Raw genomic sequence first — 24,547 nt, forward strand, 5'->3', positions numbered from 1 at the left:
ATTAATGCCTGTACCGGAATCGCCCGGCACAAGAAGAGGAATGACCCATGTGGACTAAACCCGCGTTTACCGATCTGCGCATTGGCTTCGAAGTGACGATGTATTTCGCCAACCGTTGATTGTTCACCCGGCCAGCCGTTGCGTTGGCCGGGCCTGCCTTGTGGAGCGATGTTCATGCAGATCCGCGTTCTCGGTTCCGCCGCCGGTGGCGGTTTTCCGCAATGGAACTGTAACTGCCGCCAGTGCGCCGGCGTGCGCAACGGCAGCCTGCGGGCGCAGCGACGCACCCAATCGTCGATTGCCTTGAGCGACAACGGCGTCGATTGGCTGCTGTGCAACGCATCACCGGATATTCGTGCGCAACTGGAGAGCTTCCCGGCGCTGCAACCGGCTCGCCGGCTGCGCGACACGGCGCTGGCCGGGGTGATCCTGATGGACAGCCAGATCGATCACTGCACCGGCCTGCTGAGCCTGCGCGAAGGTTGCCCGCACTCAGTGTGGTGTACCGAGCGGGTGCATCAGGACCTGAGCAGCGGCTTCCCCCTGTTCAACATGCTCGCGCACTGGAATGGTGGCCTGCAGTGGCAGCCCATTAGCCTCGACCGCGAGCCCTTTAACATCGACGCCTGCCCGGACCTGAGCTTTCGCGCCATTCCCTTGGTGAGCAACGCGCCGCCCTATTCACCGAACCGTGGCAACCCGCAGCCGGGCGACACCATCGGCCTGTTCATCGAAGACCGGCGCAGCGGCCAGGCGTTGTTCTATGCCCCGGGCCTGGGCCAGATAGATGACGAACTGCTGGGCTGGATGGACCGCGCCGATTGCCTGCTGCTCGACGGCACGCTGTGGCGCGATGACGAGATGCGCCTGAGCGGCGTCGGCCAGAGCCTGGGTCGCGACATGGGTCACCTGGCGCAAAGCGGGCCGGGCGGGATGCTTGAAGTGCTGGACGGTTTCCCGCGCCAGCGCAAGGTGCTGATCCACATCAACAACACCAATCCGATCCTTGACGAAGACTCCGCCGAGCGGACGCTGCTGCAGCGGCGGGGGATCGAGGTGGCGTATGACGGGATGAGTATTGAGTTGTAGCTGCAGACCCAATCGCGAGCAGGCTCGCTCCTACAGAAGAGCGCACAACCTGTAGGAGCGAGCCTGCTCGCGATGAGGGCCGCCCTAACAATAAAGATCCTGGAGAAACCTGATGCCCTCAGCCCCCATGCCCCCCGCCGAATTCGAGGCCGCCCTGCGCGCCAAGGGCGCCTATTACCACATCCACCATCCCTTCCACCAAGCCATGTACGCCGGCCGCGCCACGCGTGGGCAGATCCAGGGCTGGGTCGCCAATCGCTTCTACTACCAGGTCAACATCCCGCTCAAGGACGCCGCGATCCTCGCCAACTGCCCCGACCGCGAAGTGCGCCGCGAGTGGTTGCAGCGCATCCAGGACCACGACGGCGCACCCGGCAGCGAGGGCGGCATCGAAGCCTGGCTGCGTCTCGGTGAGGCGGTGGGCCTCGATCGGCAACAGATCCTCTCCCAGGAACTGGTGTTGCCCGGCGTTCGCTTCGCCGTCGATGCCTACGTCAACTTCGCCCGCCGTGCCTGTTGGCAGGAAGCGGCCAGCAGCTCGCTGACTGAACTCTTCGCCCCGCAGATCCACCAGTCGCGCCTCGACAGCTGGCCGACTCATTACCCGTGGATCGACAGCGCCGGCTACGACTACTTCCGTACCCGCCTGGGCCAGGCACGGCGCGATGTCGAGCACGGCTTGCGCATTACCCTGGCGCATTACACCACGGCCGCCGGCCAGCAACGCATGCTGGAGATCCTGCAATTCAAGCTCGACGTACTGTGGAGCATGCTCGACGCCATGAGCATGGCCTACGAGCTGGAGCGTCCGCCGTACCACACGGTGACTGGCGACAACGTCTGGCACCGGGGGATCGCCCTGTGAGCCTGATTCAACGCAAACAAGTGCCGGCACTGCGCCGGGGTTTTCGCCTGCAATGGGAGCCGCGCCAGGACTGCCATGTGCTGCTTTACCCCGAGGGCATGATCAAGCTCAATGGCAGCGCCGGGCAGATCCTTGCGCTGCTCGACGGCCAGCGCAGCGTCAACGCGATTATCGAGCAGTTGATCGAAAGCTTCCCCGGCGTGCCCGGGATCGACGAAGACGTGCTGGCATTCCTGGAGGTCGCCCATGCTCAGTTCTGGATCGAATGAGACCCTGCCCGGCCCGCCGCTGTGGTTGCTGGCGGAGCTGACCTACCGCTGCCCGTTGCAATGCCCGTATTGCTCCAATCCGCTGGACTTCGCCCGCCATGGCGAGGAACTGAGCACTGAGGAATGGATCCGGGTATTCCGCGAGGCACGGGACATGGGCGCGGCGCAATTGGGGTTTTCCGGCGGCGAGCCGCTGGTGCGCCAGGACCTCGCCGAGCTGATCAAGGCCGCGCGAGACATGGGTTACTACACCAACTTGATCACCTCGGGCATCGGTCTGACCGAACAGAAGGTCCGTGACTTCAAGGTGGCTGGGCTGGACCACATCCAGATCAGTTTCCAGGCCGCCGATGAGGCGGTGAACAACATGCTCGCCGGTTCGCGCAAGGCCTTCGCGCAGAAATTGGCGATGGCCCGGGCGGTGAAAGCCCAGGGTTATCCGATGGTGCTGAACTTCGTCACCCACCGGCACAACATCGACCACATTGAGCGCATCATCGAGCTGTGCCTGGAACTGGAAGCAGACTTTGTCGAGCTGGCCACCTGTCAGTTCTACGGCTGGGCCGAACTCAACCGAGTCGGCCTGCTGCCGACCCTCGAGCAGTTGCAGTGCGCCGAGGCGGTGACCAACCTCTATCGCCAGCGCCTCGAAGCCGAAGGACATCCGTGCAAGCTGATTTTCGTTACCCCGGACTATTACGAAGAGCGCCCCAAGACCTGCATGAACGGCTGGGCCAACCTGTTCCTCGACATCACTCCCGACGGCACCGCACTGCCATGTCATAGCGCACGGCAATTGCCGGTGGCCTTTCCCAATGTGCGCGAGCACAGCATCGAGCACATCTGGAATGATTCGTTCGGCTTCAATCGCTTTCGTGGCGATGCCTGGATGAAGGAACCGTGCCGCTCCTGCGATGAAAAACACAAGGACCTGGGCGGCTGCCGTTGCCAGGCCTTCATGCTCACCGGCGACGCCGAAAACGCCGACCCGGTGTGCAGCAAGTCAGCGCATCACGGGGTCATCCTCAAGGCCCGGGAAGAAGCCGAGGCGCCGGGGCAGGGGATCGAGCAGCTGACGCTGCGCAATGAAAAGGCCTCGCGGTTGATTTTTCGTGGATAAAGCCGATTTTGATCCTGTGAATGGGCTCCTACTGGGGGGCACACAGAAACGCCAGCTCCCCACCATTTGGTCTCATTGCATTCGCCAACGGATGCTTTAGTGTGGCGGTTACATTCCAATACAATAAAAAACAGGCTTTCCAATGAGCCAGAGTCTCAGTCAACTGCGTAAATTCGTTTCCCCGGAAATCATTTTCGGTGCCGGCTGCCGGCACAACGTCGGCAACTTCGCCAAGAGTTTCGGCGCGCGCAAGGTGCTGGTGGTCAGTGATCCCGGGGTGATTGCCGCCGGTTGGGTGGCGGATGTCGAGGCCAGCCTGCAGGCGTTGGATATCGATTACTGCCTGTATAGCGACGTATCGCCCAACCCACGGGTCGAGGAGGTCATGCGCGGTGCCGAGTTGTACCGCGAGCAACAGTGCGACGTGATTGTCGCGGTCGGCGGCGGCAGCCCGATGGACTGCGGCAAGGGTATCGGCATCGTGGTCGCTCACGGGCGCAGCATCCTCGAGTTCGAGGGTGTGGACACCATTCGTGTGCCGAGCCCGCCGCTGATCCTGATTCCGACCACCGCCGGCACCTCCGCAGACGTCTCGCAGTTCGTGATCATTTCCAACCAGCAGGAACGCATGAAGTTCTCCATCGTCAGCAAGGCGGTGGTGCCGGACGTGTCGCTGATCGACCCGGAAACCACCCTGAGCATGGACCCGTTCCTCTCGGCCTGTACCGGTATCGACGCGCTGGTGCATGCAATCGAGGCGTTCGTTTCCACTGGCCACGGCCCGCTGACCGATCCCCATGCGCTGGAAGCAATGCGCCTGATCAACGGCAATCTGGTGCAGATGATTGCCAATCCCCACGACATTGCCCTGCGCGAGAAAATCATGCTCGGCAGCATGCAGGCCGGGCTGGCGTTCTCCAACGCGATCCTCGGCGCGGTGCACGCCATGTCCCACAGCCTCGGCGGCTTTCTCGACCTGCCTCACGGCTTGTGCAACGCGGTGCTGGTGGAACACGTGGTGGCGTTCAACTACAGCTCGGCGCCGGAGCGTTTCAAGGTGATCGCCGAGACCTTCGGCATCGATTGCCGTGGCCTCAATCACCGGCAGATCTGCGGCCGTCTGGTGGAGCACCTGATCGCCCTCAAGCATGCCATCGGCTTCCACGAGACCCTTGGATTGCACGGCGTCAGCACGGCGGATATTCCGTTCCTGTCGCAGCACGCGATGGACGATCCGTGCATTCTCACCAACCCCCGCGAATCCAGTCAGCGTGACGTCGAGGTCGTTTATGGCGAAGCCCTCTGACCAGCAGCAACAGGCGCTGGCGGGGTTACTGGGACTGGGCAGCCACTCGACGCGCAAGAGCCATTACCCGGAGCTGGCGGCGCGTTTGCAGGATCTGGAAACCGAGCGCAATCGCTACAAGTGGCTGTTCGAAAACGCCGTGCATGGGGTGTTCCAGGCCAGTTTGCTGGAGGGCATGCGCGCGGCCAATCCGGCGCTGGCGCGAATGCTCGGCTACGACGATCCGCAGGACGTGCTGTTTTCCCTCACCGACCTGGCCGGCACCTTGTTCGTCGGCGGCGCCCGCGAACTGGAGCAGATCGGCCTGATCCTGCAGCGCGAGCGCAGCCTGCTGGCCTATGAAACCCAGCTGCGGCGCAAGGATGGCAGCCATGTCGATGTGCTGATGAACCTGCTGCTCAAGCCGGACCAGCAAGGCCTGGTTGAGGGCTTTGTCGCTGATATCACCGAGCGCAAGCTGGCCCAGGAGCATCTGCAACAACTCAACGATCAATTGGAGCAGCGGGTGACCGCGCGCACAGACGAGTTGCTCGAGGCCAACCGCAACCTGCAACAGCAGATCGCCCAGCGTGAGCAGATCGAGCAGGACTTGCGCGATGCCCGCGACGCCGCCCAGGCCGCCAATCGCAGCAAGGACAAGTACCTGGCGGCGGCCAGCCATGACTTGCTGCAACCGCTGAATGCCGCACGCCTGCTGATCTCCACCCTGCGCGAGCGACGTCTTCCGGAGGTCGAGCAGGTGCTGGTAGAACGCACGCATCAGGCCCTGGAAGGGGCAGAGGATCTGCTCACCGACTTGCTGGATATTTCCCGTCTGGACCAGTCGGCGGTGAGGCCCGATGTGGCGCTGTATCGCCTCGATGAATTGCTCGGGCCGCTGGTCTCGGAGTTTCAGTCGGTGGCCCAGGCCGCCGGTCTCAATCTGCGGGTACGCATGGGCGACTACGCGATTCGCACCGACTTGCGGCTGATGACCCGGATCCTGCGCAACCTGCTGAGCAATGCCTGCCGCTACACCGACCAGGGCAGCATCCTGCTGGCGGCCCGGCGTCGTGGCGACCAACTGCGGCTGGAAGTCTGGGACACCGGACGCGGGATCGCCGCAGACCGGCTCGAAGCGATCTTTCTTGAGTTCAACCAACTGGATGTCGGCCGCGCCGCCGACCGCAAGGGTGTCGGTCTGGGCCTGGCGATTGTCGAGCGCATCGCCAAGATTCTCGGCTACTCGGTGCAGGTGCATTCGCGTCCGGGGCGCGGCTCACGCTTCAGTATCGAGGTACCGATTTCTGCCGAAGTACCGCTGCCCATCAACCTCGCGGCTCCTCAAGCCAGCACGGGCAATCCGCTGCCGGGGCGGCGTCTGTTGGTGCTGGATAATGAAGTGAGCATTCTGCAGAGCATGGGGGCATTACTTGGGCAGTGGGGCTGCGAAGTGGTGACCGCCACTGACGAAAGCTCGGCCCTGAGCAACCTGCAAGGCCAGGCGCCGGAACTGATCCTCGCCGACTACCACCTGGATCATGGGGTGGTTGGCTGTGACGTGGTGCGGCATTTGCGCGAGCATTTCCAGCAGGCGATCCCGGCGGTGATTATCACCGCCGATCGAAGCGATCAATGCCGGCGCTCATTGCAACAGCTGGAGGCGCCGCTGCTCAACAAACCGGTGAAGCCGGGCAAGCTGCGCGCAGTGTTGAGCCAGTTGCTGGCTTAGCCGGCGATCATCGGCGGTAGCGTCCCAAGCAACGCCACCGCTGCCACCGCGCCGAGCCCCAGCAGCCACTCCAACTGAACGCTGGCGCGCAACACGCCCAGGCGCTGTTGGCACTGGTCGATGCGCAGCCGATTGAACAGGGCCAGGCCGAGCATCGCCAACACCAGCAGCACCTTGATCATCAGGATCAAGGCAAAGCCGGACAGCAGCGGGGTGGGCCAGAAGGCGCCAGTGAGCACCCGCACGTTGATCAGGCCCGTGATGACCAGGCCCGCCACCAGCCCGTAGCCGACCCCACTGAAACGTCGCAGGATGGTGCTCAGGTCATGTCCCTCGGGCTGGCGCAAAATCAGCACCAGCATCAGCAAACCGCCGAGCCAGGCGGCGACGCAGCTGAGGTGGACGATCTGATTGAGGATCAGCAACTGCCCGCTCAGGCCGTCGAGCATGGCGCCGTGGCCGACCGGGGCCAGGGTTGCCAGCAGCAGCGCGCCAAGGCTCAGGCGCGGCCAGTGGCGCGAATGCCAGGGCGTCCACAACAGCGCCAGCAGCAGGGCGTTGAGCAGCAAATGGCAGCGCCAGACCTGGCCGAAAAAGGTCTTGTCGAGTACCAACTGCAGCGTCGGTGTATCTACCTCCAGCAGCGTTGAACCGGCCATGCTGGCGCTGATCAGCCACAACCAGGCCACACCACTGAGCAGCGCCAGTGAGGTCAACCAGCGCGCCAGACGCAGCAAGCGGCGATCCAACAGCGGGGTATTGTCCTTGATCAGTAACGGTCGAAACAGCCAGGCACCGAACAGGGTCAATACCAGGCTGAAATGCACAAAGCGCAACAGCACCATGCCATCGATCATGGGTTATTCGCCGATCTTGAAGCCGTAGCTGCCTTTGCTTTTGTGGGTGTCGACTGAAAGCGCATTCCATTGCACCTGATAGCTGCCAGGCGCCAGAGGTGCCACCGGAGTGACCACCAGGGTTTTCTTGTCGCTGCCTTCGGTGACGATGCTCTTGACCGGCACCGCGACCCCATCCTTGGTCAGGGTGACCTGGGTGAACGCTGCTTCAATGCCTTCGGAGAACACCAGGCGTACGTCAGCGGGCGCGCTGACGGTGCTGTCCGCTGGCGGCACCTGGCTTTTCAGGTGGGCATGGGCCCAGACCGAAGAGGCCACCAGCAAGGAGCCGAGCAGGGCGGCAGTGGTCAGGGCATTTTTCAGCAGCATGAGAGGCACCTATGTGATTGATCGAAATACCGCAGTTTAGCCTTGGCTGGCGCAGCGCACGACGTTTCGTTTCGTCCTGTGCCAATGCTAGTCTTGGACCATGCCGTTCTCAGGGAGCCCCCATGGGCAATCACAAGATCGAGATCCGTCGCAGCAACGTCGAAAAAATCCTCCTGGCGGCCGAAAAGGTCTTCGCCGAGAAAGGCTTCGGCAGCACGGCCATGGCCGACATCGCCCGCGAAGTGCAACTGCCGCGCTCCAACCTGCATTACTACTTCAGCACCAAGACCGAACTCTACAGCGCGGTGCTGTTCGACCTGCTGGAAGTGTGGAAACAGGACGCGCTGTGCTTCGAGATGTTCGATGACCCGCGGGTGGTGTTGAGCAGCTACATCCGCGCAAAAATGCAGCACTCACGCAGCCGGCCTTATGGCTCGAAAGTCTGGGCCAACGAAATCATCCACGGCGCCCCGACCCTCGGCGAAGCCCTGGATGCCAGTCTCTACGATTGGGCAAAAATGAAAGAAGCGAAAATCCGCCAGTGGGTCGACGACAAACGCATCCTGCCGGTGGAGCCTTCGAGCCTGCTCTACATGATCTGGGCCTCGACCCAGCACTACGCTGACTTTGATCATCAGGTGAATATTCTCAATGACCATCAGCCGCTTTCGGATATGCAGTTCGAGAAAGCGGTGCAGACGGTGACGAGTGTGATTTTGCGGGGGATTGGGTTGGGGTTGTGAGGGTGATTTGGCACAACGATGATGTGTTCATCCTGAATGTGCGCGGCGCCCAGAAGTTTTTCGCGAGCAGCGGAGCGCCGCCCGGGCGGCGCTCCGCTGCTCGCGAAGGCGGCCTGGCAGGCGCCGCCGCACTCAAGCACTGACGTGATACGGATTCCTCGGATCATGGTTCCAGTCGAGGAACGGCTTGCCATTGTCCTTGGGCACCATCTCGATGCAGTCCTGTACCGGGCAGGTGATCTGGCACAGGTTGCAGCCCACGCATTCGTCGTCGATCACCTGGTACTTGTGGGTGCCGTCGGCTTGTTTGAGGCTGGCCACGGCCTGGTGGGAGGTGTCTTCGCAGGCAATATGGCAACGACCGCAGCCGATACAGGCCTGCTGGTCGATTTTCGCGATCACCTGGTAGTTGATGTCCAGGTACTTCCAGTCGGTGGTGTTGCCCACGGCGCGCCCGGAGAAGTCGGCGATGCTGCGATAGCCCTGACTGTCCATCCAGCGTGACAGGCCGTCCTTCATGTCTTCGACAATGCGAAAACCATGCAGCATCGCCGCGGTGCACACCTGCACCGCACCGCTGCCCAGGGCGATGAATTCGGCGGCGTCGCGCCAACTGCCAATGCCGCCGATACCGCAGATGGGCAGGCCCTGGGTCTGTGGATCGCGGGCGATTTCCGCGACCATATTCAGCGCAATCGGCTTGACCGCCGAGCCGCAGTAGCCACCGTGGGTGCTCTGGCTGCCGACGGTGGGCAGGGCGACCATGTGCTCGAGGTCGACACTGGTGATCGAGTTGATGGTGTTAATCAGCGACACCGCATCGGCGCCGCCACGGTGAGCCGCGCGGGCGGCGACGCGGATGTCGGTGATGTTGGGCGTGAGCTTGACGATCACCGGCAGTGAGCAATAGGTCTTGCACCAGCGGGTGACTTGCTCGACGTACTCCGGCACCTGGCCGACCGCCGCGCCCATGCCGCGTTCCGGCATGCCATGGGGGCAACCGAAATTCAGCTCGATGCCGTCGGCGCCCGTGGCCTCCACCAGCGGCAGGATGTTTTTCCACGACTCTTCGACGCAGGGCACCATCAGCGACACGATCAGCGCTCGGTCCGGCCAGTCCTTCTTGACCTGAGTGATCTCGCGTAGATTGATTTCCAGCGAGCGGTCGGTGATCAGCTCGATGTTGTTGATGCCCATGACCTCGCGGTTGGCGCCGAAATGCGCCGAGTAACGCGATGAGACGTTGACCGCCGCCGGGTCCTCGCCGAGGGTTTTCCAGACCACGCCACCCCAGCCGGCCTCAAACGCGCGGACCACGTTGTAGGCTTTATCGGTAGGTGGCGCCGAGGCCAGCCAGAACGGATTGGGGGCTTTGATGCCGGCGAAGACAATCGAGAGATCGGCCATTACGCAGCCTCCACATTGAGCATGAGTTGGGCATGGATCGCTTGTGCGGCCAGCTTGCCGTGTTGCACCGCCTGCACGGTGAGGTCCTGATCGAGGCTGGTGCAGTCACCGCCGGCGTAGACCCCGGGAACGCTGGTGCGCATCTGTTCGTCGACCTGAATCCGGCCATTGGTACGCTGCAGTTGAGCGGCCAGGGAATCGCTCAGCGCCTGGTCATCGAAAGCCTGACCGATGGCTTTGAAGATAGCGTCGGCGGCCAGTTCGAAGGTCTCGCCGGTGGTGGCCAGGCGACCGCTGTCCATGCGCGTGCGGGCGAAGCGCATGCCGCGCACCTGGCCGTTGCTGTCGAGCAGCACTTCCTCGGGCTGGGCCCAGGTCAGCAGCCGCACCTGATTGGCCTTGGCGATGTCCTGTTCGTGGTCGGTGGCGCCCATGTCCTCGACACCACGGCGATACACCAGGTTGACGTCACGGGCGCCGAGTCGGGCCATCTGCACCGCCATGTCGATCGCGGTGTTGCCGGCACCGAGGACGATGCAGTGTTGGGCCAGCGGTAATTGGCTCAGGTCATCGGCCTGGCGCAGTTCGCGGATGAACTCGGTGGCGGCCAGCAGCCCCGGAGCATCTTCATCGGCGAGGCCCAATTGTTTGCTGGCAGCCAGGCCGAGGCCGAGGAATACCGCGTCGAACTGTTGATGCAGTTCGCTCAGGCTGAGGTTGTTGCCCAGTTGCTGGCCATGGCGAATTTCGATGCCGCCGATCTGCAGCAGGAAGTCCACTTCGTGCTGGGCAAAGTCATCCACCAGTTTGTACTTGGCGATCCCGTACTCATTGAGGCCGCCAGCTTTTTCCCGCGCTTCGAAGATCACCACGTCGTGGCCGTGCATCGCGCAACGGTGGGCACAGGACAACCCGGCGGGCCCGGCACCGACCACGGCAATCCGCTTGCCAGTCGTTGGTGCGCGCTGGAAGGGATGCTCGCTGAACTGCGCGTTGTCGATGGCGTAGCGTTGCAGCAGGCCGATCAGCACCGGCGCGCATTCTGCGGCGTTGTTGCGCACGCAGGCTTGCTGGCAGAGGATTTCGGTGGGGCAGACCCGGGCACAGCTGCCGCCGAGGATGTTTGCCGAGAGAATTTTCTGCGCGGCGCCCTGGACGTTGTCCTGATGGATGTTGCGGATGAACGACGGAATGTCGATCTCGCTCGGGCAGGCATTGACGCAGGGGGCGTCGTAGCAATACAGGCAGCGCGAGGCTTCGACCTCGGCCTGGCGTGGGGTAAGAGGGGGCGCCAGGTCGGTGAAGTGGCCGGCGAGGGTGGCCCCATCCTCGAGGGGATGGGGCAAGTGGTTGAGGGTCGGGATCACGGTGGTGGCCTCACGGTTATTTGAGGTGCTGCCTCTGGTGGGCAGGTGATTTTTTTGTATGGCTATCGCGGGCGAGCCCGCTCCCACAGGGGATTGCACTTCGATTTCAAACTGTAGGAGCTGGCTTGCCAGCGAATGACGGCTTCAGCGTTTCACAGCCACGGGCCTGTTCAACTCCGCCCGCTTGCTGAGCAAATCAAACACCGCCGGATAGGCCGGCCGTTCGATATAGCGTCCGGCACCACGCTCGGCCCGCAGGTCGCCGTTGGCCCAGACCAGCTTGCCTTGGCTGATGGTGTGGCTGGGCACGCCGCGCACGGTCTTGCCTTCGAAAATGTTGAAGTCGACCTGCTGATGATGGGTTTTGGCCGAGATCGTGCGAGTGCCCTCAGGGTCCCAGAGCACCAGGTCGGCATCGGCACCGACGCGAATCGCGCCTTTGCGTGGGTAGAGGTTGAAGATCTTCGCGGTGTGGGTGGAGGTCAGGGCGACGAACTGCTGCATCGACAGGCGTCCGGTGTTGACCCCTTCATCCCAGAGCACCGCCATGCGGTCTTCGATACCCGCGGTGCCGTTGGGGATCTTGCTGAAATCGTTGCGGCCGGCGGCTTTCTGCTCGGCGCAGAAGCAGCAGTGGTCGGTGGCGGTGGTGTGCAGGTTACCTGCCTGCAGGCCATGCCACAGCGCCTCTTGATGGCCGCGTGGGCGGAACGGCGGGCTCATCACGTAGCCTGCAGCGGTGTTCCAGTCGGGATGCTGGTAGACGCTGTCGTCCAGCAGCAAGTGCCCGGCGAGGACTTCGCCGTAGACCGGCTGGCCCTTGCTACGGGCATAGGTGATTTCGTCCAGTGCCTCCTTGGTCGAGACGTGCACCAGGTACAGCGGAGTGCCGAGGGTTTCGGCGATGCGGATCGCCCGGCTGGCAGCTTCGCCTTCGACCTGAGAGGGGCGCGACAGCGGATGCGCCTCGGGACCGGTCATGCCTTGGGCCATCAGTTTGCGTTGCAGGTGGAACACCAGCTCGCCGTTTTCGGCGTGCACGGTGGGCACGGCACCGAGTTCCAGGCAACGCTCGAAACTGGCCACCAGGGTGTCGTCGGCCGCCATGATCGCGTTCTTGTAGGCCATGAAATGCTTGAAGCTGTTGACCCCGTGCTGGCTCACCAACTCGCCCATCTCTTCGCGGACCTGCTCGCTCCACCAGGTCACCGCCACATGAAAGCCGTAGTCAGAGGCGGACTTTTGCGCCCAGCCGCGCCATTGGTGAAAGGCTTCCAGCAAGGATTGCTGCGGATTGGGAATCACGAAGTCGATGATCGAGGTGGTGCCACCGGCCAGGCCGGCCGCAGTGCCGCTAAAGAAGTCTTCGCTGGCCACGGTGCCCATGAAGGGTAATTGCATGTGGGTGTGGGGATCGATGCCACCGGGCATCAGGTATTGGCCGCTGCCGTCGAGCACTTCGCAGTCTGCGGGAACATCAAGATTGTCACCGATGGCGGCGATCAATCCGTTATGGCACAGGACATCGGCGCGATAACTTTCATCATGGGTAACAACGGTGGCGCCACGGATCAACAGAGACATTCCGAGTTCCTCGCAGGCAAGACCGGCTTATGCCGGTTCTAAGTGTTTTTATATGAGGCAGGCTGCGTGGGTTATATTCCTGTCAGCGCTGTCAAGATTAAACGCTAGCTGGTGATGTCAGATTGAGCAAGAATATTTTTTATAAGCTTATAGCCTGATTAACTATATGATTTTAAATGATTAAATATGTAAATCCGCAATTTGGTGCGGTCCCTCACCAATTTGACGAACTTGACAGGATCCAAATATGGTCAAGATTTCTCATGTGCAATCAGCTATTTGCGGTAGGTTCGTGGCATACGAAAAAAACGCCTATAAATAAAGCGCACCAGTTTGGATCCTGGAAGTTCCGATCATTTGACCGACATTTAGCCTGAGTGCCCGATCAAGTAGTCGCAGCGGGATCGACTGTAGATATAAAAGTTATGGGTATCAGTTGTTTACATGGATTTTACCGAGCCGTTGCAACCGTCAACGGAGCCTGCGGCACAGTTATTGATTGCCGCCGCTGGCACCTTGGCCGGTCGGTAAATGTTGTCAGTTCTCCGGCCATCGTCAGGTCAGCGGATCGCCGCTGGCCAACCCGATGAGCACAATAATCAGAACAGTGGAGCGGCCATGCAACAGAACAGATCGCAAGTCACCGAGCGTGACGGACTCTACGAACTCGAGGCCGCCAGCGACGTCCTCGACAGCCCCCGATACAACCACGACATTGCCCCGACCAAGGTCCACGAGCGCACTTGGAACAAGTGGCACATCACTGCGCTATGGGTTGGCATGTCGATCTGCGTACCGACTTACACTCTTGGCGGCGTGCTCACGGCTTACTTCGGCCTGAGTGTCGGCGAAGCGCTGATGGCGATTCTGCTGGCCAACGTCATCGTGCTGATCCCGCTCACGCTCAACGCCTTTGCCGGCACCAAGTACGGCATTCCATTTCCGGTGTTGCTGCGCTCGTCCTTCGGGGTGATTGGCTCCAACGTACCCTGTCTGATTCGCGCCTTGGTGGCCTGCGGCTGGTTTGGCATCCAGACCATGTTCGGCGGGCTGGCGATCCACCTGTTTCTAGGCTCGCTGTCGGCCGACTGGAAGGGGCTCGGCGGCACCGGGGAGGTGATCGGCTTCATGCTGTTCTGGGCGCTGAACCTGTGGGTGGTGCTGCGCGGCGCCGAGTCGATCAAATGGCTGGAAACCCTTTCTGCGCCGCTGCTGGTGCTGGTGGGCCTGGGCCTGCTGGTGTGGGCGATGCCTAACGTGTCGCTGACCGAACTCATGGCCCAGCCGCCAAAACGGCCCGAGGGCGCCAGCCTGTGGAGTTATTTCTTTGCCGGCCTGACCGCGATGGTCGGATTCTGGGCCACGCTGTCGTTGAATATCCCGGACTTCAGCCGTTATGCGAAAAGCCAGAAGGACCAGATTGTCGGGCAGATCATGGGCCTGCCGTTGACCATGTTCCTGTTCGCCGCCCTCGGCGTAGTGATGACTGCGGCTTCGGAAAAACTGGTGGGGGTGACCGTCTCGGATCCGGTGTCACTGATCGGCCATATCCAGAGCCCGGCGTGGGTCGCACTGGCCATGGCGCTGATCATTATCGCCACTTTGTCCACTAACACCGCCGCCAACATCGTCTCGCCCACCAATGACTTCCAGAACCTCGCGCCGAAGCTGATCAACCGCACCAAGGCAGTAATGCTCACCGGTCTGGTGGGCCTGGCGCTGATGGGCCATGAGCTGCTGAAAAAGCTCGGCTGGATCGTCTCCGAAATCAGCCTCGAGTCGGTTTATTCCAACTGGCTGCTGGGCTACTCGAGCCTGCTGGGGCCGATCGCCGGGATCATGGTGGTGGACTATTTCCTGATCAGGAAACAGCAACTCGATCTCGCCGGCCTGTACCGCGATGACGTCTATCCGGCGTGGAACTGGTACGGCTTCATTGCCTTCGCGGTGCCTGTGGCGCTGACTCTGCTGTCGCTGGGCAGTGATGTCTTCAACTGGTTCTACAGCTACGGCTGGTTCACTGGTTCGGCGTTGGGCGGCCTGATTTACTACGGGCTGTGCTCGATGCGCTCCAGTCAATCGGTGGCGAAATCTGCGGTGTAGTGGGCGGCGTTCCGCTGCTCGCGAAGGGGCCCTCAAACCCACCCAAAAACCACCTGAACGAACCCATAAGAACAACCCCGAGGAGATCACCATGAACGCGGCCGTAGACGTTCTGCAGTCCAGCCACCAGCACATCAACCGCGACCGCCTGTGGCAGTCACTCATGGAACTGGCCAAGCTCGGCGCCACGGTCAAGGGCGGCGTCTGTCGCCTGGCGCTGACCGACCTCGATCGCCAGGCCCGGGACATTTTCGTGGGTTGGTGCGAGGACGCCGGATGCACGGTCACCGTGGACGCGGTGGGCAACATCTTTGCCCGCCGCCCCGGACGCAATCCCGACCTGCCGCCGGTCATGACTGGCAGCCACATCGACACCCAGCCCACCGGCGGCAAGTTTGACGGCTGTTTCGGTGTTCTGGCCGGTGTCGAGGTGCTGCGCACCCTGAATGACATGGGCGTGGAAACCGAGGCACCACTGGAGGTGGTGGTCTGGACCAACGAAGAAGGTTCGCGCTTCGCCCCGTGCATGATGGGATCCGGGGTGTTCGCCGAGAAATTTACGTTGGAGGAAACCCTGGCCAAGGTCGACGCTGAGGGCGTAACGGTGGGGGAGGCACTCAACGCGATTGGCTATGCCGGTCCGCGTAAAGTCAGTGGGCACAAGGTCGGTGCCTACTTTGAAGCACATATCGAACAGGGGCCGATTCTTGAAGATGAGCACAAGACTATTGGTGTAGTCATGGGCGCGCTGGGGCAGAAGTGGTTCGACCTTAAGCTGCGCGGTGTCGAGGCCCACGCCGGGCCAACCCCGATGCACCTGCGCAAGGATGCCCTGGTGGGTGCTGCGGTGATCGTCGGTGCAGTCAATCGCGCAGCTCTGGGGCACCAGCCCCATGCCTGCGGCACCGTCGGGTGTCTGCAGGCCTATCCCGGCTCACGCAACGTGATCCCGGGCGAGGTGCGCATGACCCTGGATTTCCGTCATCTGCAACCGGAGCGCCTAGACTCGATGATCGCCGAAGTGCGCCAGGTGATCGAAACCACCTGCGAGGAACACGGCCTGAGTTACGAACTGACGCCCACCGCCGATTTCCCACCGCTGTACTTCCACCAGGACTGCGTCGAGGCGGTTCGCGGGGCGGCGCAAGGCTTGGGTTTGTCGCACATGGACATCGTCAGCGGCGCGGGACATGACGCGATCTTCCTCGCGGAACTGGGCCCGGCGGGGATGATATTTGTGCCTTGTGAGGGGGGGATCAGCCACAACGAGATTGAGAATGCCGCACCGGATGATCTGGCGGCTGGGTGTGCGGTGTTGTTGCGTGCGATGTTGGCGGCGTCGGCGACGGTGGCCGGGGGGCATGGCAAGGGATAACAAAACCATGTGGGAGCAGCCGGTCGACGCTCGAATGCTCGCGAAGGTCGTCAACGATAACGCGCTTTTTCAGCTAAGGCGCGGTGACCTTGAGACCTTCGCGAGCAGGCTCGCTCCCACAATGATCAACTAATAGCCGAAGATTACTCTTCGATGTTACCCATAGCCGTGGTGTTGAAACCACCGTCTACATACATGATTTCACCGCTGATGCCCGACGCCAGGTCGGAGCACAGGAAGGCGCCGGCGTTGCCGACTTCGTCGATGGTGACGTTGCGACGCAGCGGGGTTTGCGCTTCGTTGGCGGCCAGCATTTTGCGGAAGTTCTTGATGCCGGAAGCCGCCAGGGTGCGGATCGGGCCAGCCGATACGCAGTTCACGCGGGTGCCGTCCGGGCCCAGGGAGCCGGCCAGGTAACGCACGCCAGCTTCCAGGGAAGCCTTGGCCATGCCCATGACGTTGTAGTTCGGCATGGTGCGCTCGGCGCCCAGGTACGACAGGGTCAGCAGGCTGCCGTTGCGGCCTTTCATCATTTCGCGACCGGCCTTGGCCAGGGCCACGAAGCTGTAGGCGCTGATGTCGTGGGCAATGCGGAAACCGTCACGGGTGGTGGCTTCGGTGAAGTCGCCGTCCAGTTGGTCGCCCGGGGCGAAGCCCACGGAGTGCACGATGCAGTCCAGGCCGTCCCACTTCTGGCTCAGGGCTTCGAAGACCTTGGCGATTTCTTCATCGCTGGCCACGTCGCACGGGAAGCACAGCTCAGGGCTCGAACCCCAGCCTTGTGCGAACTCTTCGACACGACCCTTGAGTTTGTCGTTCTGATAAGTGAAGGCAAGCTCAGCGCCCTCGCGATGCATGGCGGCAGCGATGCCGGATGCGATGGACAGCTTGCTGGCGACACCGACGATCAGTACGCGCTTACCGGCGAGAAAACCCATGTGTTGCTCCTCTTTCAGGTTATTCGGCTGATGCTGGGGCCAGGAAGGCGGCCTCCAGCAACTGCTGGGTATAGGGATGTTGCGGTGCGGCAAAGATCGCTTGCGCAGCACCTTGTTCGACCACTTGGCCATGCTTGACCACCATCAATTGGTGGCTCAGCGCTTTCACCACAGCCAGGTCATGGCTGATGAACAGATACGTCAGGTTGTACTTGCTCTGCAGTCTGCGCAGCAGTTCAACCACTTGGCGTTGCACGGTGCGGTCGAGGGCCGAAGTCGGCTCGTCCAGCAAAATCAACGCCGGTTTTAGCACTAATGCCCGGGCAATGGCGATTCTTTGCCGTTGCCCACCGGAAAATTCGTGAGGGTAGCGGTGCCGGGTGTCCGGATCCAGGCCTACTTCCTCGAGCGCGGCAATAATAGCCTGCTCTTGCTCTGCTTCCGTGCCGATCTTGTGAATTCGCAGGCCTTCGCCGACGATCTGACTCACGCACATGCGTGGGCTCAGGCTACCGAAGGGGTCCTGGAACACCACCTGCATCTCCCGCCGCAGCGGCCTGACCTGTTGCTGCGTCAGGCTGTCCAGCGATTTGCCTTCAAAACGGATCGCGCCCTTGCTGGCAATCAAACGCAGTATCGCCAGGCCCAACGTCGACTTGCCCGAACCACTCTCGCCGACAATGCCCAGGGTCTGGCCCTGGGGCAGGCTGAAGTTGATTCCGTCCACCGCCTTCACGTAATCGACGGTGCTGCGCATAAAGCCTTTCTTGATCGGGAACCAGACTTTCAGGTCCTCGACTTGCAGCAGCGGCGGGCCGATTTCATTGCTCGCCGGGCGTCCGCTGGGCTCCGCTGCCAGCAATTCACGGGTGTACGGATGCTGTGGCGCGCGAAACAATTCCTCACACGATGCCTGTTCGACGATGCAACCGCGCTGCATGACACATACCCGATGCGCAATTCTTTGCACCAGGTTCAAATCGTGGCTGATCAGTAGCAGCGCCATGCCCAGGCGCGCCTGTAAATCCTTGAGCAAATCGAGGATTTTCAGCTGCACGGTGACGTCCAGCGCGGTGGTCGGTTCGTCAGCGATCAGCAGTTCCGGCTCGTTGGCCAGGGCCATGGCAATCATCACCCGCTGTCGTTGGCCGCCGGACAATTCGTGGGGGAGAGCCTTGAGGCGTTTGTGCGGTTCAGGGATGCCCACCAGTTCCAGCAATTCCAGGGTGCGCTGGGTCGCGACCTTGCCGGTGAGACCCTTGTGGATCCCCAGCACCTCGTTGATCTGCTTCTCGATCGAATGCAGCGGGTTCAGCGAGGTCATGGGTTCCTGAAAAATCATCGCGATGCGATTGCCACGAATGTGGCGGATGGTTTTTTCTTTCAGGCTCAGCAGGTCATGCCCGGAGTAGTGGATGCTGCCGCTGGGGTGACGGGCCAGGGGGTAGGGCAGCAGGCGCAGGATCGAGTGCGCGGTGACCGACTTGCCCGAACCGCTTTCGCCGACCAGTGCCAGCGTTTCCCCGCGCTTGATGTCGAAACTGACACCCTCGACCACCCGATGCCGTCGGTCGCCGATGCCAAACTCGACGCTGAGGTCGCGCACTTCGATCAGATTGTCCTGATTCATTTCACTTCCTCGGGTCGAAGGCATCGCGAGCGGACTCGCCGATAAACACCAGCAAACTCAACATCACCGCCAGTACCGCAAAGGCACTGATACCCAACCACGGCGCCTGCAGGTTGGACTTGCCCTGGGATACCAGCTCACCCAGGGACGCACTGCCGGCCGGCAAACCGAAGCCGAGGAAGTCCAGGGCGGTCAGGGTGCCGATGGCGCCGGTGAGGATGAACGGCATGAAGGTCATGGTCGAGACCATGGCGTTGGGCAGGATATGGCGGAACATGATCGCGCCGTTCTGCATGCCCAGCGCCCGGGCGGCACGCACGTATTCGAGATTGCGCCCACGCAGGAACTCGGCACGGACCACATCCACCAGACTCATCCAGGAAAACAGCAGCATGATTCCCAGCAGCCACCAGAAGTTGGGCTGCACGAAACTGGCGAGAATGATCAGCAGGTACAGCACCGGCAAGCCCGACCAGATTTCCAGGAAACGCTGCCCGGCGAGGTCGACCCAGCCGCCATAAAAGCCCTGCAGGGCACCGGCGATCACCCCGATGATCGAACTGAGGACGGTCAACGTCAGGGCAAACAGCACCGATACCCGGAAACCGTAGATCACCCGGGCCAGCACATCACGGCCCTGGTCGTCGGTGCCCAGCAGGTTATCCGCCGACGGCGGCGCGGGGGCCGGGACTTTCAGGTCGTAATTGATGCTCTGGTAGCTGAACGGGATCGGCGCCCACAGGGTCCAGGCGTCCTTGGCCTTGAGCAACTCGCGGATGTACGGGCTCTTGTAGTTGGCTTCCAGCGGGAATTCGCCGCCGAAGGTGGTCTCTGGATAGCGCTTGAGTGCCGGGAAGTACCACTCGCCGTCGTAGTGCACGGCCAGCGGCTTGTCGTTGGCGATCAGCTCGGCGCCGAGGCTCAGGCCGAACAGCACGAGGAAGATCCACAGCGACCACCAGCCGCGCTTGTTGGCCTTGAACAGCTCGAAACGGCGTCGATTGAGAGGGGAAAGGTTCATCTCAATGCTCCCGGGTTTCGAAGTCGATACGTGGGTCGACCAGGGTGTAGGTCAGGTCGCCGATCAGTTTTACCACCAGGCCCAGCAGGGTGAAGATGAACAGGGTACCGAAGACCACCGGGTAATCGCGGTTGATCGCCGCCTCGAAACTCATCAGGCCGAGGCCGTCGAGGGAGAAGATCACCTCCACCAGCAGCGAGCCAGTGAAGAAAATCCCGATGAAGGCCGAGGGGAAACCGGCGATTACCAGCAGCATGGCGTTGCGGAATACATGGCCGTACAGCACCCGGTGGCGGGTCAGGCCCTTGGCCTTGGCGGTGACCACGTACTGCTTGTTGATCTCGTCGAGGAAGCTGTTTTTGGTCAGCAGGGTCATGGTCGCGAAGTTGCCGATCACCAGGGCGGTCACCGGCAGCGCCAGGTGCCAGAAGTAATCGAGGACCTTGCCACCCAGGCTCAGTTCGTCGAAGTTGTTCGAGGTCAGGCCGCGCAGGGGGAACCAATCGAGGTAGCTGCCGCCGGCGAACACCACGATCAGCAGGATGGCGAACAGGAACGCCGGGATCGCATAGCCGACGATGATCGCCGAACTGGTCCAGACGTCAAAATGGCTGCCGTGTCGCGTGGCCTTGGCGATCCCCAGGGGGATCGACACCAGGTACATGATCAGGGTGCTCCACAAGCCGAGGGAGATCGACACCGGCATCTTCTCCTTGATCAGGTCGATCACCTTGGCATCGCGGAAGAAGCTGTCGCCGAAATCCAGGCGCGCGTAGTTTTTGATCATAATCCACAAGCGTTCCGGCGCCGACTTGTCGAAGCCGTACATCTGCTCGATTTCCTTGATCAGCGCCGGGTCCAGGCCCTGGGCGCCGCGATAGCTGGAGCCAGCCACCGAGACTTCGGCACCGCCACCGGCAATCCGGCTGGTGGCGCCTTCGAAGCCTTCGAGCTTGGCAATCATCTGCTCCACCGGGCCACCGGGCGCGGCCTGGATAATCACAAAGTTGATCAGCAGGATGCCGAACAGGGTAGGAATGATCAGCAGCAGTCGCCGTAATATGTAGGCCAGCATCTTATTGCTCCCCGGCCGCAGGTTCGGCTTGCTCTTGTTTCAGCACCTCGATCGCCGGCTTGGCGTCGGGCTTGATCCACCAGGTATTGATGCCGATGTCGAAGGTCGGCGAAACCTTGGGGTGACCAAGGTGATTCCAGTAGGCCACACGCCAGGTCTTGATGTGCCAGTTGGGGATCACGTAATAGCCCCATTGCAGCACTCGGTCGAGGGCGCGGGCGTGAGCCACCAGGCTGCTGCGCGAGTCGGCATTGATCAGCGCCTCCACCAATTGGTCGATGGCCGGGTCCTTGAGGCCAATGTAATTGCGGCTACCCGGCTTGTCGGCACTTTCCGATTTCCAGAACTCGCGCTGTTCGTTGCCCGGCGAACTGGACTGCGGGAAACCGCCGACCACCATGTCGAAGTCCCGCGAGCGCACGCGGTTGATGTACTGCGAGACGTCGACCCGGCGAATCTCCAAATCGATCCCGAGGTCGCTGAGGTTGCGCTTGAACGGCAGCAGCACGCGCTCGAACTCGGTCTGCGCCAGCAGGAATTCGATCTTCACCGGTTTGCCGCTGGCGTCGACCATCTTGTCGTCGACAATGCGCCAACCGGCTTCCTGCAGCAGTTGATAGGCCTGGCGTTGCTGGGCGCGGATCATGCCGCTGGCATCGCTCAGCGGGTTGGCGAAGGCCTCAGTGAACACTTGCTCGGGAATCTTGCCGCGCAGGGGTTCGAGGATCTTCAACTGGGCTTCATCCGGCAGCCCGGTGGCGGCCATTTCCGAGTTTTCGAAGTAGCTGCGGGTGCGGGTGTAGGCGCCGTTGAACAGCTGTTTATTGGTCCATTCGAAGTCCAGCAACAGGCTCAGGGCCTGACGCACCCGCACGTCCTGGAACAGCGGCCGGCGCAGGTTAAAGACAAAGCCCTGCATGCCGGTGGAGTTGCCGTTGACGATCTGTTCCTTGATCAGTCGACCTTCACTGACCGCCGGGATGTTGTAGGCGTTGGCCCAGTTTTTCGCGGAAATTTCCAGCCAGTAATCGAACTGGCCAGCCTTGAGGGCTTCCAGGGCGACGGTATTGTCGCGGAAATAGTCGGTGCTCATCACATCGAAGTTATAGAAACCGCGATTGATCGGCAGGTCCTTGCCCCAGTAGTCCTTGACCCGCTCGTAACGGATCGAACGTCCGGCCTTGACCTCGCTGACCTTGTACGGCCCGCTGCCCAACGGCGCTTCGAGATTGCCCTTGGTGAAGTCGCGGTTTTCCCACCAGTGCTTGGGCAGCACGGGCAATTGACCGATGATCAGCGGCAGCTCGCGATTGTTGTTGTGCTTGAAGGTGAACAGCACCCGCAGTGGGTCTTCGGCGACCACTTGGTCGACATCGCCGTAGTAGCCGCGATACAGCGGTGCGCCACTTTTCATCAGGGTCTGGAAGCTGAACACCACGTCCTCGGCACGGACCGGATGGCCGTCATGGAAGCGTGCCTCAGGGCGCAGGTAGTAGCGCACCCAGCTATTGTCCGGGGCTTTCTCGATCTTGCTGGCGATCAGCCCGTATTCGGTGAAGGGTTCGTCCAGGCTTTGCCGCGCCAGGGTGTCGTAGATCAGGTCGGTGTCGTTGGCCGGTACGCCTTTGCTGATGAAGGGGTTGAGGCTGTCGAAGCTGCCGAAGCCGGCCTGGCGGAAGGTCCCGCCTTTGGGCGCATCCGGATTGACGTAATCGAAGTGTTTGAAATTCGCCGGGTACTTGGGCGGTTCGTCGTACAGGGTCAAGGCGTGTTGCGGCGCCGCTTGGGCGACACAGGCTACACCCGCGAGGAGCAGGCCGAGGAGGGTACGCACAGGCATCATTGAGCTTTCTCCGAAGTCTTCAGCCACCACGCGTTCAGGCCCAGGGTGTAGGGCGGCGTGGTCACGAAGGCGAACCGGTTACGGTACGCCAGGCGGTGATAATTGATGTACCAGTTAGGAATGATGTAGTGCTGCCACAGCAGCACGCGGTCCAACGCCTTGCCGGCGGCCAATTGTTCATCGCGGGACTGGGCCGCGAGCAACTGTTCCAGCAGGTGGTCGACCACCGGGTTGGCGACGCCGGCGTAGTTCTTGCTGCCCTTGACCGCGACCTGGCTCGAATGGAAGTACTGCCACTGCTCCAGCCCGGGGCTGAGGGTCTGGTCGAGGGTCATGAGGATGATGTCAAAATCGAACTGGTCCAGACGCTGCTTGTACTGGGCGCGGTCGACCGTGCGCAGGCGCGCGTCGATGCCGATGCTGGCGAGGTTTTCCGCGTAGGGCTGGAGAATCCGTTCCAGGTTCGGGTTGACCAGCAGAATCTCCAGGCGCAACGGCTGGCCGGCGGCGTTCTGCAGGCGCTGGCCATTGAGCTTCCAGCCCGCTTCGGCCAGCAAGCCCAGGGCCTGGCGCAGGGTCTCGCGGGGAATCCCGCGGCCCTCGGTGCGCGGCAGGCTGAACGGCTCGGTGAACAGCTTGGCGGGCAACTGCTCGCGATAGGGCGAGAGCATCAGCCATTCGTGGCCCACCGGCAGGCCGCTGGCAGAGAATTCGCTGTTGGGGTAATAACTCATGGCCCGTTGGTAGGCGCCGCTGAACAGGGTGCGGTTGGTCCATTCGAAGTCAAACATCAGGCCCAGGGCCTGGCGCACCTTGGCGTCGGCAAACGTGCTGCGCCGGGTGTTCATGAACAGGCCCTGGGTCTGGGTCGGGATCTGGTGCTTGATCTGTGCCTTGATCACCTCGCCCCGGCGCACGGCGGGGAAGTTATAGCCATTGGCCCAGTTCTTCGCCTGGTGTTCGATGTAGATGTCGAACTCGTTGGCCTTAAAGGCTTCGAAAGCGACGTCGCTGTCGCGGTAAAACTCGACCTCGACCTTGTCGTAGTTGTATTTGCCGCGATTGACCGGCAGATCCTTGCCCCAGTAATCCTTGACCCGTTCGAACTGCAACTGTCGCCCCGGCTGAACCTGGATGATGCGGTACGGCCCGCTGCCCAGTGGTGGTTCGAAGGTGGTGGCCTTGAAGTCGCGACCTTTCCAGTAGTGCTGCGGCAACACCGGCAACTCGCCAAGGCGCAGGATCAACAGGGGGTTGCCGGCGCGCTTGAAAACGAAGCGGATGCGCAACGGGTTGAGGATATCGACCCGTTGCACTTCCTGCAGACTGGTGCGGTAGCGCGGGTGACCTTCCTTTAGCAATAAACGGTAGGAAAAGGCCACGTCGTAGGCAGTGATGGCTTTTCCGTCGTGGAAACGTGCCTCGGGGCGCAGGTTGAACACCACCCAGCTGCGGTCCTCACTGTATTCCACGGATTGCGCGATCAGCCCGTAGCTGGATGCCGGCTCGTCGCCGGAGGGTGCGTATTGCCCGGTGCCGACCATCAGTGGCTCATTCAGCTCGTTGATGCCGTATTGCAGGAAATTGGGCGTGGCAACCGGGCTGGTGCCCTTGAAGGTGTAGGGGTTGAGGGTGTCAAAAGTGCCAAACGCCATCAACCGCAAGGTGCCGCCCTTGGGCGCTTGCGGATTTACCCAGTCGAAGTGGGTAAAGCGGGCTGGGTACTTGAGTGTGCCGAACTGCGCATAACCGTGGCTTTCGCTGATGGTTGCGCTCGCAGGGAAGCTCAAGGCCAGGCTGATCAGCAGGAGGGGAAAGACAGGCTTCAAGTCAGGGTTTCGATCCAGGCGGCTTGGGCTACATGGTTCGTACAGT

The 24,547-nt window shown here is 61.8% G+C and carries 21 protein-coding genes; 10 read left to right on the plus strand and 11 right to left on the minus strand.

The window, feature by feature from the left end; translation table 11 throughout:
• Nucleotides 1-47: 47 nt before the first annotated feature.
• The 7 genes from pqqA (at nucleotide 48) to NR126_RS13020 (ending at nucleotide 6,360) form a co-directional block, all read left to right on the plus strand.
• Nucleotides 48-119 (plus strand): pyrroloquinoline quinone precursor peptide PqqA, encoded by a 72-nt coding sequence (pqqA, locus tag NR126_RS12990; protein ID WP_003253598.1) that lies wholly within the window; start codon nucleotides 48-50, stop codon nucleotides 117-119.
• Between the two features lie 55 nt (nucleotides 120-174).
• A complete protein-coding gene (gene pqqB, locus NR126_RS12995; RefSeq protein WP_256830375.1) occupies nucleotides 175-1,089 on the plus strand; it encodes a pyrroloquinoline quinone biosynthesis protein PqqB in 915 nt (304 codons plus the stop codon).
• 112 nt (nucleotides 1,090-1,201) lie between these two features.
• Nucleotides 1,202-1,954 (plus strand): pyrroloquinoline-quinone synthase PqqC, encoded by a 753-nt coding sequence (gene pqqC / locus NR126_RS13000; RefSeq protein ID WP_256830376.1) that lies wholly within the window; start codon nucleotides 1,202-1,204, stop codon nucleotides 1,952-1,954.
• Nucleotides 1,951-2,223, plus strand: a complete 273-nt coding sequence (pqqD, locus tag NR126_RS13005) for a pyrroloquinoline quinone biosynthesis peptide chaperone PqqD (RefSeq protein WP_027616486.1) — start codon at nucleotides 1,951-1,953, stop codon at nucleotides 2,221-2,223. Before pqqC ends, pqqD begins: the two co-directional genes overlap by 4 nt.
• Nucleotides 2,201-3,343, plus strand: a complete 1,143-nt coding sequence (gene pqqE / locus NR126_RS13010) for a pyrroloquinoline quinone biosynthesis protein PqqE (protein WP_256830377.1) — start codon at nucleotides 2,201-2,203, stop codon at nucleotides 3,341-3,343. Before pqqD ends, pqqE begins: the two co-directional genes overlap by 23 nt.
• 142 nt (nucleotides 3,344-3,485) lie before the next feature.
• Nucleotides 3,486-4,649 carry an alcohol dehydrogenase-like regulatory protein ErcA gene (gene ercA / locus NR126_RS13015; protein WP_027616488.1) on the plus strand — a complete coding sequence of 388 codons (1,164 nt, stop codon included), beginning with the start codon at nucleotides 3,486-3,488 and terminating at the stop codon, nucleotides 4,647-4,649.
• Nucleotides 4,633-6,360, plus strand: coding sequence for a NahK/ErcS family hybrid sensor histidine kinase/response regulator (locus tag NR126_RS13020; RefSeq protein ID WP_027616489.1), 1,728 nt, complete (start codon nucleotides 4,633-4,635; stop codon nucleotides 6,358-6,360). The genes ercA and NR126_RS13020 overlap by 17 nt, the downstream gene beginning before the upstream one ends.
• Here NR126_RS13020 and copD read toward each other — a convergent pair.
• On the minus strand, nucleotides 6,357-7,217 hold the full coding sequence (gene copD / locus NR126_RS13025) for a copper homeostasis membrane protein CopD (protein ID WP_027616490.1): 861 nt from the start codon (nucleotides 7,215-7,217) through the stop codon (nucleotides 6,357-6,359). The genes NR126_RS13020 and copD overlap by 4 nt on opposite strands.
• Nucleotides 7,218-7,220: 3 nt before the next feature.
• Nucleotides 7,221-7,586: a copper homeostasis periplasmic binding protein CopC gene (copC, locus tag NR126_RS13030; RefSeq protein WP_027616491.1), complete on the minus strand. Its 366-nt coding sequence runs from the start codon at nucleotides 7,584-7,586 to the stop codon at nucleotides 7,221-7,223.
• A gap of 122 nt (nucleotides 7,587-7,708) precedes the next feature.
• Between copC and NR126_RS13035 the strand changes: the two genes are divergently transcribed.
• Entirely contained in the window at nucleotides 7,709-8,329 is a 621-nt protein-coding gene (locus NR126_RS13035; protein WP_027616492.1) for a TetR/AcrR family transcriptional regulator, read from the plus strand.
• Between the two features lie 132 nt (nucleotides 8,330-8,461).
• Here the strand turns inward: NR126_RS13035 and preA are convergent, their stop codons facing one another.
• From preA to hydA, 3 genes are all read right to left on the minus strand, one after another.
• Nucleotides 8,462-9,736: an NAD-dependent dihydropyrimidine dehydrogenase subunit PreA gene (gene preA / locus NR126_RS13040; protein ID WP_027616493.1), complete on the minus strand. Its 1,275-nt coding sequence runs from the start codon at nucleotides 9,734-9,736 to the stop codon at nucleotides 8,462-8,464.
• Nucleotides 9,736-11,103: an NAD(P)-dependent oxidoreductase gene (locus tag NR126_RS13045; RefSeq protein WP_177433258.1), complete on the minus strand. Its 1,368-nt coding sequence runs from the start codon at nucleotides 11,101-11,103 to the stop codon at nucleotides 9,736-9,738. The genes preA and NR126_RS13045 overlap by 1 nt, the downstream gene beginning before the upstream one ends.
• Nucleotides 11,104-11,247: 144 nt before the next feature.
• Complete coding sequence (gene hydA / locus NR126_RS13050; RefSeq protein ID WP_027616495.1) at nucleotides 11,248-12,687, minus strand: dihydropyrimidinase; 1,440 nt, start codon at nucleotides 12,685-12,687, stop codon at nucleotides 11,248-11,250.
• A 618-nt stretch (nucleotides 12,688-13,305) separates the two neighbouring features.
• On the opposite strand from hydA, the gene NR126_RS13055 reads away from it, so the two are divergent.
• Together NR126_RS13055 and NR126_RS13060 are read left to right on the plus strand one after the other, a co-directional pair.
• Nucleotides 13,306-14,790: an NCS1 family nucleobase:cation symporter-1 gene (locus tag NR126_RS13055; protein ID WP_027616496.1), complete on the plus strand. Its 1,485-nt coding sequence runs from the start codon at nucleotides 13,306-13,308 to the stop codon at nucleotides 14,788-14,790.
• 91 nt (nucleotides 14,791-14,881) lie between these two features.
• Nucleotides 14,882-16,165, plus strand: coding sequence for a Zn-dependent hydrolase (locus tag NR126_RS13060; RefSeq protein WP_027616497.1), 1,284 nt, complete (start codon nucleotides 14,882-14,884; stop codon nucleotides 16,163-16,165).
• A 143-nt stretch (nucleotides 16,166-16,308) separates the two neighbouring features.
• Here NR126_RS13060 and fabI read toward each other — a convergent pair whose 3' ends face one another.
• The 6 genes from fabI to NR126_RS13090 are packed head-to-tail and all read right to left on the minus strand — an operon-like array spanning nucleotide 16,309 to nucleotide 24,501.
• Nucleotides 16,309-17,103: an enoyl-ACP reductase FabI gene (fabI, locus tag NR126_RS13065; protein WP_027616498.1), complete on the minus strand. Its 795-nt coding sequence runs from the start codon at nucleotides 17,101-17,103 to the stop codon at nucleotides 16,309-16,311.
• A gap of 19 nt (nucleotides 17,104-17,122) precedes the next feature.
• Complete coding sequence (locus NR126_RS13070; RefSeq protein ID WP_256830381.1) at nucleotides 17,123-18,733, minus strand: ABC transporter ATP-binding protein; 1,611 nt, start codon at nucleotides 18,731-18,733, stop codon at nucleotides 17,123-17,125.
• A 1-nt stretch (nucleotide 18,734) separates the two neighbouring features.
• Nucleotides 18,735-19,754: an ABC transporter permease gene (locus NR126_RS13075; protein ID WP_027616500.1), complete on the minus strand. Its 1,020-nt coding sequence runs from the start codon at nucleotides 19,752-19,754 to the stop codon at nucleotides 18,735-18,737.
• A gap of 1 nt (nucleotide 19,755) precedes the next feature.
• A complete protein-coding gene (locus NR126_RS13080; RefSeq protein WP_027616501.1) occupies nucleotides 19,756-20,829 on the minus strand; it encodes a microcin C ABC transporter permease YejB in 1,074 nt (357 codons plus the stop codon).
• Nucleotide 20,830: 1 nt separating this feature from the next.
• Entirely contained in the window at nucleotides 20,831-22,672 is a 1,842-nt protein-coding gene (locus NR126_RS13085) for an extracellular solute-binding protein (protein ID WP_256830382.1), read from the minus strand.
• Nucleotides 22,669-24,501, minus strand: coding sequence for an extracellular solute-binding protein (locus NR126_RS13090; protein WP_256830383.1), 1,833 nt, complete (start codon nucleotides 24,499-24,501; stop codon nucleotides 22,669-22,671). Before NR126_RS13090 ends, NR126_RS13085 begins: the two co-directional genes overlap by 4 nt.
• Nucleotides 24,502-24,547: the final 46 nt, after the last annotated feature.

The sequence above is a fragment of the Pseudomonas sp. Pse1 genome (genome assembly GCF_024519635.1).
GTDB lineage: Bacteria > Pseudomonadota > Gammaproteobacteria > Pseudomonadales > Pseudomonadaceae > Aquipseudomonas.